At 63.0% G+C, this 12,837-nt stretch carries 10 protein-coding genes; 4 read left to right on the forward strand and 6 right to left on the reverse strand.

The features are described from left to right. Positions 1-23: 23 nt before the first annotated feature. The 3 genes from MU551_RS11690 to MU551_RS11700 all read right to left on the reverse strand — a co-directional run bounded on the left by MU551_RS11690 (position 24) and on the right by MU551_RS11700 (position 2,340). Complete coding sequence (locus MU551_RS11690) at positions 24-509, reverse strand: GNAT family N-acetyltransferase (RefSeq protein ID WP_247044318.1); 486 nt, start codon at positions 507-509, stop codon at positions 24-26. Between the two features lie 16 nt (positions 510-525). Continuing rightward, positions 526-1,359 (reverse strand): gamma-glutamyl-gamma-aminobutyrate hydrolase family protein, encoded by an 834-nt coding sequence (locus tag MU551_RS11695; RefSeq protein ID WP_247044320.1) that lies wholly within the window; start codon positions 1,357-1,359, stop codon positions 526-528. Between the two features lie 174 nt (positions 1,360-1,533). Then, positions 1,534-2,340, reverse strand: coding sequence for a carbon-nitrogen hydrolase family protein (locus tag MU551_RS11700; RefSeq protein WP_247044322.1), 807 nt, complete (start codon positions 2,338-2,340; stop codon positions 1,534-1,536). A 281-nt stretch (positions 2,341-2,621) separates the two neighbouring features. On the opposite strand from MU551_RS11700, the gene MU551_RS11705 reads away from it, so the two are divergent. Further along, positions 2,622-4,403 (forward strand): N-acetylglutaminylglutamine amidotransferase, encoded by a 1,782-nt coding sequence (locus MU551_RS11705; RefSeq protein ID WP_247044323.1) that lies wholly within the window; start codon positions 2,622-2,624, stop codon positions 4,401-4,403. Positions 4,404-4,414: 11 nt separating this feature from the next. Here MU551_RS11705 and MU551_RS11710 read toward each other — a convergent pair whose 3' ends face one another. Beyond that, positions 4,415-5,830: an NAD(P)H-quinone dehydrogenase gene (locus tag MU551_RS11710; RefSeq protein WP_247044324.1), complete on the reverse strand. Its 1,416-nt coding sequence runs from the start codon at positions 5,828-5,830 to the stop codon at positions 4,415-4,417. Between the two features lie 94 nt (positions 5,831-5,924). Further along, complete coding sequence (locus MU551_RS11715) at positions 5,925-6,668, reverse strand: metallophosphoesterase family protein (RefSeq protein WP_247044326.1); 744 nt, start codon at positions 6,666-6,668, stop codon at positions 5,925-5,927. 83 nt (positions 6,669-6,751) lie between these two features. Here MU551_RS11715 and MU551_RS11720 point away from each other — a divergent pair, with 83 nt between their 5' ends. Continuing rightward, positions 6,752-7,585 (forward strand): purine-nucleoside phosphorylase, encoded by an 834-nt coding sequence (locus tag MU551_RS11720; RefSeq protein ID WP_247044327.1) that lies wholly within the window; start codon positions 6,752-6,754, stop codon positions 7,583-7,585. A 100-nt stretch (positions 7,586-7,685) separates the two neighbouring features. Continuing rightward, a complete protein-coding gene (locus MU551_RS11725) occupies positions 7,686-9,434 on the forward strand; it encodes a phospho-sugar mutase (RefSeq protein ID WP_247044329.1) in 1,749 nt (582 codons plus the stop codon). An 82-nt stretch (positions 9,435-9,516) separates the two neighbouring features. On the opposite strand, the gene nirD is transcribed toward MU551_RS11725, so the two are convergent. Then, positions 9,517-9,882, reverse strand: coding sequence for a nitrite reductase small subunit NirD (gene nirD, locus MU551_RS11730; protein ID WP_247044331.1), 366 nt, complete (start codon positions 9,880-9,882; stop codon positions 9,517-9,519). A gap of 310 nt (positions 9,883-10,192) precedes the next feature. Between nirD and nirB the strand changes: the two genes are divergently transcribed. Then, positions 10,193-12,835 carry a nitrite reductase large subunit NirB gene (nirB, locus tag MU551_RS11735; RefSeq protein ID WP_247044334.1) on the forward strand — a complete coding sequence of 881 codons (2,643 nt, stop codon included), beginning with the start codon at positions 10,193-10,195 and terminating at the stop codon, positions 12,833-12,835. The last annotated feature ends 2 nt before the right edge of the window (positions 12,836-12,837 follow it).

The raw sequence follows: 12,837 nt of genomic DNA on the forward strand, positions 1-12,837 counted from the left end.
GCGTCAGCCAAAGAATGGAATCGTCAGCTGACTACCCCGCTGGCAGGGAACCTCGTTTTGGCCATCCAAATTGCCGGGTCTGCGAGCGGTTCGAACCCGAACCGGCTGTAGAGGCCATGCGCGTCAGCGGTCGCCAAGAGAATCCTGGTCAGGCCAAGGCCGTCCAAGGTGGCGCACGCTCCGCCGACAAGCGCTGTGCCCACTCCAGTGCCCCGGACCGACCGGTCTACATACACGTCACACAGATAAGCGAAGGTGGCGCCATCCGTTATGACCCGGGCATAGGCCACCTGCTCGCCGGAACCGGTGCGGTAGATCCCAAAATTCCGTGAGGCATCCATCGCCGCCTCCTGCTGGCTCCGGGACCTGCCGGCGGCCCAGTAGCTGTCACCGCTGAGCCATTCATAAACCCGGCTTCGGTCCACCCTGCGTGCATCGGAAGAGAACTCGAGCCCTTCCAAAACAGGGATGGGACCGGGAATGTTCACCTTTGTAGTCGGACTCGTCATCGCATCAGACTAGCCGTTAGTTTGCGGCCCAGCCGTCTGTCACCTGTGGCGAAGCTTCCATGCCTGCCTGCACCATCGTGGCTGGAGCCGGAGATGCCTGCAAAACCTTGGCCACCTTCTGCTCCCGGGCGGCAGCTACAAAACTGCGGAACAGCGCTTCCTCTTCCGGCAGTTGTTCTGGATGCCATTGCACGCCCAGGCAGAAGCTCTGGCCCGGGTGTTCAATCGCCTCAACAATCTGGTCCTCACTCCAAGCCGCAGCGATGAGCCCCTCCCCCAGCCTGTCAACAGCCTGGTGGTGGGATACCGGTACGGTGGCGGAGTCTTCACCGAGCAGACGGTTCAGGAGGGAATCGGCTTTGACCTCCACCTGAATGCTATTGAACTTGTGCCCGCCAAGCTGGTAGACGCCGTCGCCCACCACGTCAGGGAGGTGCTGATGGAGGGTCCCACCGAGAGCCACGTTCAGCAGCTGCTCGCCCCTGCAGATGGTCAGGAGTGGAACATCTTGCCGGATCGCTTCGAGGATCAGCGCCAGTTCCCATTCGTCCCGGGCCGTGCGTGGAGAATCTGTCGCCGGATGGGCTTCCTGGCCGTACCGTGCAGGGTCAACATCCCAGCCTCCGGGCACCAGGAGCCCATCCAAGGTGTTCACAAGTTGCTCCACCACTCCATTGAGGGCTGGCTGGGGAGGCAGCAGAACAGGAATGGCCCCGGCAGCCAGGAGAGGAGCGAAATACGCTTCGGGCAGGAAGGCCGAACTCACGCGGCCGCAGCCATCGGTAACGGCGTCCTCCAGGTAGGTGGTCAGCCCGATCAACGGCCGAACGGTTGTTTCCGGTGCGCTCATTTCCCTGTCCTTCCACAAGCTTCCTCCAGCAAGGCTACGAGCCAGTTGTTTATTCCATGTTTCGTAACCGTCACCATTGGGTATCAAATTGGCCGGAGAGCAGCCGCGGAAGGGGCCCATTCGTGAGGGATTTGGTGCCGGAGGACGCCCCCAGGGGGACGTGGACATGCCCCGCTATGAACCAGGGCCGTTCAACGGAACAACGGTGAACCGCCGGTTTGCCAGGGAGGGCACGCGTTGCCGCACTGACTGGAGCCGCTCCGGGGCGATGTCCGCGAAGATCACTCCCGGTGCTTCCCCGGCATTGGCCAGGACCACCCCGGCGGGATCAACGATCATGGAGTACCCGGTACCCAATGGCACGGTTTGGTTGGCCGCCACAACATATGCCGTGTTCTCTATGGCGCGGGCACGGACAAGGGTGTTCCAGTGGTCTTCCTTCCCCGGCCCTGGGACCCACATGGCAGGAATCAGAAGAACGTTGGCCCCGGCGTCGACGAGGCGGCGGGCACTCTCCGGAAAGCGGAGGTCGTAGCAAGTGAAGGCACCCAGCTGGAGATCGCCGAACTTCAAGAGGAAGGGATCTGTGACATCGCCCGGGGCAATACCTTCACTCTCCCTGAAGCCAAAAGCGTCGTAAAGGTGGATCTTGCGGTAGGTGCCCGCAATGTTGCCGTCAGCGTCGACGGCTACCAGTGTGTTGTACGGCAATCCGCCGGGATTTGCCTCAATGGTTCCGACCACCACAGGCAGGCCCAGCTTTTTGGAAACGGCTGCGATACCACTGACGAAGGGGCCGTCCAATCCCTCGGCCACCGAGGCAAGCACGGCTGCAGATTCGGGAGAACCGTAAAGGCTCAGCTCAGGAAGCAGGAGCAATTCCGCTCCTCCCGCCGCCGCCTGCTCCATCTGCCTCGTGATGGCCTCAAGGTTGGCGGCTGGATCCTTACCCGCTGTGAACTGCCCGGCTGCTACACGCATTCTGTCTCCTTTTCCTCACCTCACATCGTCCCACCCTTGCAGTCAGGACGGGTACCGGCAAGTTGTACCCACCAAGGGGTCGCGCACGCCCACGGGTGCCGAGATTTTCCAAATAAAACTTGACCCGGCCCAACCCCAGAGTTCAAGGTTAAGGGAAGTAAGTATGCTTAGTATCTGAATAGCTGGTGCTGGTCCTTGGAATCAGCCCGGAGCCTCGGGGGGAAGCTGCCGGAACCTGGTGTGTTGAGTCCTTCAACACTTGAGGCGAGGGAAGTTTTTCGATGTGCGGGATAGCTGGCGAACTGGCCTTCGGCGGGGTGAGGGCCGGCGTCGAACCGGTCAGAAAGATGACAGCTGCAATGGAGTCCCGGGGTCCGGATGGACAGGGAATCTGGCGTGAAGGCTGGGTGGCCTTGGGGCACAGGAGGCTCAGCGTCATCGACCTTTCCGATGCCGGCGCCCAGCCCATGGTTGACGAGGACCTGGGGCTGGCCCTTGTGTTTAACGGCTGCATCTATAACCACCATGTGCTCCGCCGCGAACTGGCGCCCTACTACCGGTTCAGCTCCACCAGTGACACTGAGGTGATCCTGAAGGCATATCACCACTGGGGGGAAGACTTCGTTCACCATCTTGTGGGGATGTTTGCGGTAGCCCTCGTCGACTCTAAGCGAAACCGTGTGGTCTTTGCCAGGGACCGCCTCGGAATCAAGCCGCTGTATTTTGCCGAAGTTGGAGGCACAATCCGGTTCGCGTCGACGTTACCGGCGTTGGTGGCCAGCGGGGGCGTTGACACCTCAATTGACGAGGTGGCGCTCCATCACTATTTGAGCTGGCACTCCATAGTGCCGGCTCCGCGAACCATTCTCCGCGGTGTCAGCAAGCTGCCGCCCGCTACCATACGGATCATTAATGCCGACGGCGGCCACCGGGACAGGGTCTATTGGAAGCCAGCCTACGTGCGGGACCCGCAGCGAAATGAGTGGACGGCTGATGACTGGCAGGAAGCCGTGCATGCCTCGTTGCGCACCGCCGTCGAGCGCCGCCTGGTGGCTGACGTTCCTGTCGGAGTCCTCCTTTCCGGCGGCCTTGATTCTAGCCTCCTCGTGGCCCTGCTGGCGGAAGCAGGTCAGCCGGGACTCACCACCTTCAGCATCGGTTTTGACGGGGCCGGAGACGAATCCGGCGACGAATTCATCTACTCGGATCTCGTCGCCCGTGAATTCGGCACAGACCACCACCGGCTTCACATTCCCACAGCCGAGTTTGCCCCCGCGATCGGGGAAGCTCTGAATGCCATGTCAGAGCCCATGGCAAGCCACGACGTCACCGCATTCTTCCTGCTCTCCAAGGCTGTGGCCGAGCACCTCAAGGTAGTCCAGTCCGGCCAGGGTGCGGACGAAGTTTTTGGTGGTTACGCGTATCACCAACCGGCCCTGACAGTTGAACGGGACGCTGCCCTGGACACCTTTACCGCCGCGTTTGCGGATCGCAGGCATGCGGATATGGCGGATGTCCTTGAGCCGGAGTGGTTCTGCGGTGCGGACGTCAGCCGCTGGAAGCTGCAGTCAGAACTGGCCCGGCCAGGAGCCGAAACAGCTGTGGACGCACTCCTCCGCCTGGACACGCACGTCCTGATGCCTGACGATCCCGTCAAGCGGGTGGACAACATGACGATGGCGTGGGGGCTCGAAGCCCGGGTGCCGTTCCTGGACCAGGACCTCGTTGCGCTTGCCGCCTCCTGCCCGCCCGAATTCAAGGCCGGAGGCGGAGGCAAGTGGGTGCTGAAGGAATTGAGCCGCAAGCTCCTGCCCTCAGCGGTAATCGACAGACCAAAGGGCTATTTCCCGGTCCCGGCCTTGCGCTACCTGGAGGAGCCGTTCATCACCATGGTGGAGGATGCGCTCCACGCCCCCGAGGCAAAGCAGCGCGCACTCTTCCGGTCCGACTACGTCGAGTCCCTCCTGCGCAGCCCGAACGGACACTACTCTCCCGCGGGAAGCAATACCCTGTGGCAACTGGCTGTACTGGAGATGTGGCTGCAGCACCACAACGTCGGATAAAGCTGCGGAAACTACATGTGGACGTGCAGGCGCCGGGCGGCCTCAGAGATGGATCCGCTCAGTGACGGGTACACCGTAAAGGTGCTGGCGACGTCGTCGACGTGCAGTTTCTGCTTGACCGCAATGGCGATGGGGAAGATCAGCTCCGACGCGTTGGGGCCCACAACCACTCCCCCGATCACCGTTCCCGAACCCTTACGGGCGATGATCTTCACGAACCCGTCCTTGTGGTTGCGCATCTTGGCGCGGGCGTTGCTTCGCAGCGAGAGCTTGATGACGTCGCCCTGGTACTTGCCGGATTCGACTTCCTCTTCGGTTACGCCCACCGAGGCGATTTCCGGGGAGGTGAAGATGTTCGATGCCACCTGGTGCAACTTGACCGGGGTAACGCTGTCGCCCAGGAAGTGCGCGATGGCGATGCGCCCCTGCATGGCCGCCACGGATGCCAGCGGCAGGACTCCGGTGCAGTCGCCCGCGGCGTAGATGTTGGGGGCGGAGGTGCGGGAGACGCCGTCCACCTTGATGTGCCCGCTCTCCGTCAGCGCCACTCCTGCTTCCTCGAGGCCGACGCCGGCGGTGTTGGGGATTGATCCGACGCATACCAGGCAGTGGCTGCCGGTGACTTTGGAGCCGTCGCCGAGGGTGACCACGACGCCGTCGTCAGTGCGTTCAACAGTCTCTGCCCTGGACCGCGACAGCACTCTGACCCCCCTGCGCTCAAAGACCTCCTCCAGGACCAGGGCGGCGTCCTTATCGGATCCGGGCAGCACCATGTCACGGCTTGAGATCAGGGTGACTTTGGAGCCGAGTCCGTTGTAGGCGGAGGCGAATTCAGCGCCAGTGACGCCGGAACCCACCACGATAAGTTCTTCCGGCAGTTCATCCAGGTTGTAGATCTGCGTCCAGGTCAGGATCCGGACGCCATCGGGACGGGCCGTGGGGAGCTCTCTCGGGTGGGCTCCGACAGCCAGCAGGACGGCGTCGGCCTGAACTGTTTCGGTTCCCTCCGCGGTGAGGACCTCAATGGTGTGGTTGTCTACCAGTTTGCCGGAGCCCATCAGGATGCGGACACCCTGCAGCTCCAGGCCCTTGAGGATGTCGGACGACTGCTGCCTGGCCAGATTCAGGAGGCGGTCGTTGATGTGCTTGAGGTCCGCCCTCATGACGGGCACAAAATCCCCGCCGTCGACGTCGAACTTAACTCCCAGCTCCCCCGCCTCACCGACGCGGGTCATGAGGTCCGCCGTCGCAATCAGGGTCTTGGAAGGCACGACGTCGGTCAGCACTGCAGAGCCGCCAAGGCCGGCCCGCTCGATGATGGTGACCTTCGCGCCCAGCGACGCGGCCACCATGGCGGCTTCATAGCCGCCGGGACCTCCACCCAGGATTGCGATACGGGGGGCGCTGAAATCAGGATGCGTAGTCACAAACATCCATTCTCGCCTATCCCTCCCTGCAGAACCAATGCACCACCAATACAGGCGCTTTCCGTGCAGCCCCAGCGCCGCCCGGGCTGGAAAGCTAGTGCGATACACGGCCGGTAAGAAGGGCTTGGGCGACGTCGGGGCGTCCATTGTCTTCGGCTATGCGGGCAGCAGCGTCCCAGGAGTACTCGACGGCGAGGAACTCGGCCTCCCAGCGTCCGCTGACGTCATCCACCACGGCGTAGCGGGCATGTGGGCTGCCTGCCTCCATGACATGCGGATAGGGCTGGTCATCATCGTAGGCGGGCCAGCCAACACTTCCCGGGTTGACCACGAATGAGCCTGACGTCAGGCGCATGGACCGCTGAAGGTGCGTGTGACCGCATAGGAGGAGCGAGTGCCCCACGGCCCCGCCGAGCCGCTCCATAACCTCGGCCTCCGTTGCCGGCCTCACGCCGTCGGGCCCGACCGTTTCCAGAAGGTAGGTGAGATCGTCAGTCGGGGATCCATGGAAGGCGAGTACGCCCGGCGCGGGCACCAAGGTGAGCGGAAGGGATTGAAACCACTCCCTGTGCCTTTCAGTCATCTCGTTGCGTGCCAGCAGGTCAGAGCGGCTCATGTCTGCCGGTTCTGTTTCGAGCACCTGCCGCTCGTGGTTTCCCCGCACTGTAGGCAGATCAAGGTCCAGGAGCCTGTCGGCAGTTGCGCCAGGCTGGACACCTCCGGAGAGCAGATCACCAAGGTTGACGATGCTGTCGACGCTGCGTTGTTCAATGTCGGCCATCACCGCATCAAGGGCCAGCCGGTTGCCATGGACATCAGAGATGACGGCGATTCGCATCTGCCCAGCTTAATGGCCGTACTGGAACCGCTGCTGGAATCGCCCTACTGGGCAGGGTGGCAGCGGCACGATAACTTGTACCAGTGAGTAATACAGAATTCCGGAACACTGACCCCCTTAACGCTGATCCCTTTGACGCTGCGCGTCGCGCGGCCGAGTACATCGCCCAGGAGACGGACGTTGACCGTCACGACGTCGCCCTGGTGCTCGGCTCCGGCTGGGGAGGCGCGGCTGACCTGATCGGCCACACCACCGCCACCCTTTCGGCTGACGAGGTGCCAGGATTTTCCGCACCCGCCGTCGAAGGCCATGTGGGCACCATCCGTTCAGTACTGACAAGGGACGGCAAACGCGCGCTGGTCCTTGGCGCCCGCACTCATTACTACGAGGGCAAGGGAGTCCGCGCCGTGGTTCACGGTGTGCGCACTGCTGCGGCCGCCGGTTGCAAGACGCTGGTGGTTACCAACGGTTGCGGCGGTCTCAATGAAAACTGGGCTCCGGGCACTCCTGTACTCATCAAAGATCACATAAACCTCACCGCCACGTCCCCCTTGGAAGGTGCGACGTTCGTGGACCTCACCGATCTCTACTCGTCGCGGATCCGCGCCCTCGCAAGGGAAGTGGATCCTTCGCTGGAGGAAGGTGTTTACGCACAGTTCACCGGGCCGCACTATGAGACCCCGGCCGAAGTGCAGTATGCAAAGCGCATTGGTGCCGATCTGGTGGGTATGTCCACCGCCCTCGAAGCCATCGCAGCCCGGCACGCCGGGATGGAGGTCTTCGGCATCTCGCTGGTAACCAATCTCGCCGCAGGCATCAGCCCGGTGCCCTTGAGCCATGAGGAGGTCCTCGAGGCCGGCCACACGGCAGGTGCCCGGATCTCCAAACTACTGGCCGAAATCATCGCCAGGCTATAAGCCCCTGAACCGTCAGTCCTCAACGACTGACCCAAACTGTGACCGTTCTCCCTCTCTTTCGAGGCAGGCTTCATGAACGTTTGGGGCTAGTTTGGATCCTATGACCTCTATCGATCCCGAACTGCCGCAGCTGTTGGACTCCGCCCGTGAATGGGCAGCGCAGGACCCGGATCCCGCTACCGCAGCAGCTCTCTCGGAGCTTATCCTGCGTGTTGCTGACGGCGTTCCCGCGGCCCGCCAGGAGTTGACGGACAGCTTCAACGGCACCTTGCAGTTCGGCACGGCCGGACTTCGCGCCCCGCTGGGGCCGGGCCCGAACCGGATGAACAGGGTAGTCGTCCGCCGTGCCGCTGCAGGTTTTGCCGCGTTTCTCACAGACGCCGTCTCCACGGCGTCCCCCGGAACGCGGCCCCGCGCCGTCGTCGGCTACGACGCCCGCTACAACTCGGACATCTTTGCCGAGGAAACAGCCGCCATCTTCGCGGCGGCAGGGATCGAGACTTTCCTGCTGCCGTTGGCCCTGCCGACGCCGTTGCTCGCCTTTGCTGTACGGCACCTGGATTGCGACGGCGGTGTGATGGTCACCGCGAGCCACAACCCGCCCGAGGACAACGGGTACAAGGTGTACCTGGGCCGCCACGCAGTGGAGGAAAGCGGGCGCGGAGCACAGATCGTGGCACCGTACGACGAGCGGATTGCTGCCAGGATCAACGAGGTCGGTTCCCTGGACTCGGTCCTGCTGGCCGAAGAAGGCTGGACCATCCTGGATCGCTCAATTATCGCGGAGTACCAGTCATCTGTTGCAGGGCTGGCTATGCCTGAGGCTTTCCCCGCCCGCGAGCTCAAGATCGTCCTGACCCCCTTGCACGGTGTGGGCGGTGAGACGGCAGTGTCCGTCCTGAACGCGGCAGGTTTCAAAGATGTCACCCTGGTACAGGAACAGGCGCACCCGGATCCGGACTTCCCCACTGTCAGCTTCCCGAATCCGGAGGAACCGGGCGCGCTGGACCTTGCATTGGAGACGGCGGGCCGGGTTGGTGCAGACATTGTGCTTGCCAACGATCCCGACGCCGATCGGGCCGCCGTGGCCGCCGTGGACCCTGACACGGGCGCCTGGCGCATGCTGCGCGGCGACGAGGTTGGCGCCCTCCTGGGCCACCACATTGTCTCCAGGCTCGCAGGCCAGGCCCTTGAGGGAGAGCAGAGCCAGGGGGTCCTCGCCAATTCGATTGTTTCGTCACGACTGCTCGCCCGCATCGCCAAGGCCGCCGGATATGCCCATGAGGAAACCCTGACGGGATTCAAATGGATCTCGCGGGTGCCGGGACTGCTCTATGGCTACGAGGAAGCGCTCGGTTATTGCGTTGCCCCTGAGCTGGTGCGGGACAAGGACGGGATTTCCGCATCGGTGCTCATCGCGGAACTTGCAGCCGCCGCGAAGGCTGAAGGGAAATCGATCTTCGACACCCTGGACGAGCTTTATCTGTTTCACGGTCTGCATGCCAGCGACCAGCTCAGCATCAGGGTGGCGGACCTCGGGTTGCTCGGAGCCATGATGAACAGGCTCCGCGTGACACCGCCGGAATCCTTCGGAGGGTCCGCCGTCGAAACATACACAGATCTCTCGGTGGGAAGCGAACACCTGCCTCCCACGGACGGTCTGCTGTACATCACCAGAGACCTGAGCCGGGTCATCATCAGGCCCAGCGGTACCGAACCCAAGCTGAAGTGCTACTTGGAAGTGATCCAAAGCGTGGGCTCAGCAGCGGAGCTCCCCCAAGCCCGTCAAGCAGCAAGAGCCTCGCTGGACAATGTGTTGCATGATGTCCGCGAGGCTCTGGGGCTGTAGTTGGTAGGGCTATAGCTGGTAGGGCTGTAGTTGGTAGGGCTATAGCTGGTAGGGCTGTACCTGGTAAGGCTATAGCTGCTGCTTAGAGCTCGACTTCGATGTGGCCGTCCACAATCCTGGCGTTGAATGTGGGCAGGTTCAGCTCTGCATTGCCGAAGCATTCCCCTGTTACGAGGTCATAGACCTCTTTGTGCAGGGGTGAGGCAATGGTGGGCCTGTCTCCACGGGAACCGATGATGCCGCGGGCCATTACGTGGGCTCCGGTGGCCGGATCCTCCTGGGAAACGGCGTAAACCTCGTCCGAAGCGGTGCGGAACAAGGCGACCTGGCGTCCGGCGATCAGTGCCGCTTCGCCCCAGGCGGGCTCAAGCTCGGCAACGGGGCACACCCGGTGCCAGCCCGTCGCAGCTGCGGTGGTTTCTTCCTGAAGTTCAAGTACTGCCGTCATTTTCGGCCCCTCTCACGTTGCCTTCTGTCCAGCGGGAAGCTTGTGTGCTTTTTCGATGCTTCAAAATGCTTCTTCCGGTGGAACCCGGACCGCCGACGCGGCCACATCATCCAAAGTAGGCGGCGGGTGTTTCATCGGCATGCGGTGAATGTGTCCGGCGCGTAAAAGAGACCTCACTTGCCCGGAAATCTATTCGTGATGCAGAAGTTAAGTTCACGAAACAATTGGGAAACTGAAGCGAAACTGCCCTTGCCTAGTCTGGATGGACAAGCTGCAGAGCACCGTCTGCGGCCCATGCGAAAGGCCCACAGTGACCGGACAGACTTCAAGCACAGAGACACCACGCCGCGTCGTGGTCGCCGGCGGCGGCCCAGCGGCCCACCGTTTTGCGGACGCAATGCATGCCCGTGGCCTCGATGGCTGGCACGTTACTGTCCTCACTGAGGAAACCCACCTCCCCTACGACCGTGTGGCGCTCAGCAAGGCACTCACGGATAACGACTACGACCTCACCTTGGGTGAAGCGTCCATGTGGGACCACGGTTCGCTTGAGCTCAAGACCGGCGAACGCGTCATGAAGATCAACACCGATGGCAAGTCGGTGGAAACCGCAGCCGGCAACAGCTACGAATACGACCACCTCGTCGTCGCAACGGGCTCGAACGCAGCCCGCCTGCCCATCCCCGGAGCCGAGCACACACACGTCTACCGCACGCTTGAAGACGTCTGGGCCATCAATAAGGCCATTGCGGAACTCACTGAAAAGCTTGGCCGCAAAGTAAAAGCGGTCACCATCGGTGGTGGCCTCCTGGGCCTCGAGTCAGCTGCCGGAACGGAGCAGCTGGGGGCCACCCCCATCGTCATCGACGGCGCAGCATGGCTGATGGCCACCCAGCTCGACGAAGGCGCCGGCCAGGCGATGGGCCGCCTTATCAAGGCCAAGGGCTTCGAAGTCCACAGCGGTGTGTTCCCTTCCGAGGTACTGTCCGACGACGACGGCCAGGTCACCGGCGTCCTCATGGCAGACGGCCGCATCATCGACGCTGACCTGGTCATCGTCGCCATCGGCGTCCGCCCGCGCGATGAACTCTTCCGCGCCGCTGAAGGCGAAGAGCAGATCTTCTCGCTGGGCCAGCGCGGCGGTGTAGTTATCACCGACGGTTGCGAAACCGAGATCCCCGGCATCTGGGCCATCGGTGAAGTGGCCAACTTCGGCGGAATGTGCCTGGGCCTGGTTGCCCCGGCCAACACCATGGCAGAGATCGTCGCCGACCGTCTGCACGGTGGCGAGGCCACCTTCCCCGGTTTTGACACCGCCACCAAGCTCAAGTTGTCCGGCGTTGACGTCGCCAGCTTCGGTGACGCATTCGCCAAGACCGAGCACGCCCTCGAGATCGTCTACGCCGACCCCGCCCGCGGCGTCTACCAGAAGATCGTTACCACCGACGACGCCAAGACCCTGCTGGGCGGCATCTTCGTCGGTGACGCCACCCCGTACACCAGCCTGCGCCCGCTCCTGGGCCGCGAACTCTCCGCGGAGCCCGGTGCGTACCTCACTGCCGCAGGCGGCGGCGAGGCACCCGATACCGAACTGCCCGACGACGCCATCCTCTGTTCCTGCAACAACGTGACCGCCGGAACCATCCGCGACACCGTTAACGGCTGCGGCGCCTGTGAAGGCAACGCCCCCGTCCAGGAACTCGGCGAGCTCAAGGGCTGCACGCGCGCCGGTACCAGCTGTGGTTCCTGTGTCCCGATGCTGAAGAAGCTGCTCGAAGGCGAACTGACGAAGTCCGGCGTCGAGGTCTCCAAGGCCCTTTGCGAGCACATCGAACTGTCCCGCCAGGAGCTCTTCGACGCGATCCGCGTCCTGGAACTGACCTCCTTCGAAGACATCATGGCCAAGTACGGCACCGGTGCCGGCTGCGACATCTGCAAGCCGACCATTGCCTCCATCCTGGCCAGCCAGCACAACGCCTACGTCCTCGACGCCGGCCGCGGCGCCCTGCAGGACACCAACGACCGCGCCCTCGCCAACATGCAGAAGGACGGCACCTACTCGGTGGTTCCGCGTATCGCCGGCGGTGAAATCACCCCCAAGAAGCTCGGTGTCATTGCCGCCGTCGCTGAGAAGTACAACCTGTACACGAAGATCACCGGCGGCCAGCGGATCGATATGTTCGGTGCGCGGCTGGAGCAGCTTCCGGAAATCTGGAAGGAACTGGTCGACGCCGGGTTCGAATCCGGCCAGGCCTACGGTAAGAGCCTGCGCACGGTGAAGTCCTGCGTCGGTTCCACCTGGTGCCGCTTCGGTGTCCAGGACTCAGTGGCCATGGCCATCCAGCTGGAACTCCGCTACCGCGGCCTCCGCAGCCCGCACAAACTCAAGATGGGCGTTTCCGGCTGTGCCCGTGAATGCGCCGAGGCCCGCGGCAAGGACGTCGGCGTCATCGCGACGGCGGACGGCTGGAACCTCTACGTCGGCGGCAACGGCGGTGCCACCCCGGCCCACGCCCAGCTGCTGGCCAAGGACCTGGACGACGAAACCCTGCTGAAGTACATCGACCGTTACTTCATGTACTACATCCGCACCGCCGACCGCCTGCAGCGCACCGCGCGCTGGCAGGAGGAGCTCGATGGCGGCATCAAGCACGTCGAGGACGTAGTCGTGAAGGACACCCTGGGCATTGCTGAAGAGCTCGAGGCGGCCATGGCCAAGCACGTGGACACGTACGTGGACGAATGGGCAGACACCCTGAAGGATCCCGAGCGCCTGCGTCGGTTCCGCTCCTTCGTCAACGCCCCCGACCAGAAGGACGACTCCATCACCTTCGTCCCGGACGAGCGCGGCCAGATGCGCCCGGCCACCGCTGAAGAAAAGGGGAAAGTGCTCATCGGCGCTTCGATCCCTGTCCGGTCAGCCAACGAATCCGTCACTGAAAGCAAGGTGTAACC

It is taken from the genome of Arthrobacter rhizosphaerae (assembly GCF_023062595.1).
Taxonomy (GTDB): Bacteria; Actinomycetota; Actinomycetes; order Actinomycetales; family Micrococcaceae; genus Arthrobacter; species Arthrobacter rhizosphaerae.

Excerpts from the sequence above, each read along its gene's own strand:
- MU551_RS11690 (WP_247044318.1), bottom strand. The coding sequence starts at position 509 with ATGACGAGTCCGACTACAAAGGTGAACATTCCCGGTCCCATCCCTGTT.
- MU551_RS11695 (WP_247044320.1), bottom strand. The coding sequence starts at position 1,359 with ATGAGCGCACCGGAAACAACCGTTCGGCCGTTGATCGGGCTGACCACC.
- MU551_RS11700 (WP_247044322.1), bottom strand. The coding sequence starts at position 2,340 with ATGCGTGTAGCAGCCGGGCAGTTCACAGCGGGTAAGGATCCAGCCGCC.
- MU551_RS11705 (WP_247044323.1), top strand. The coding sequence starts at position 2,622 with ATGTGCGGGATAGCTGGCGAACTGGCCTTCGGCGGGGTGAGGGCCGGC.
- MU551_RS11715 (WP_247044326.1), bottom strand. The coding sequence starts at position 6,668 with ATGCGAATCGCCGTCATCTCTGATGTCCATGGCAACCGGCTGGCCCTT.
- MU551_RS11725 (WP_247044329.1), top strand. The coding sequence starts at position 7,686 with ATGACCTCTATCGATCCCGAACTGCCGCAGCTGTTGGACTCCGCCCGT.
- nirD (WP_247044331.1), bottom strand. The coding sequence starts at position 9,882 with ATGACGGCAGTACTTGAACTTCAGGAAGAAACCACCGCAGCTGCGACG.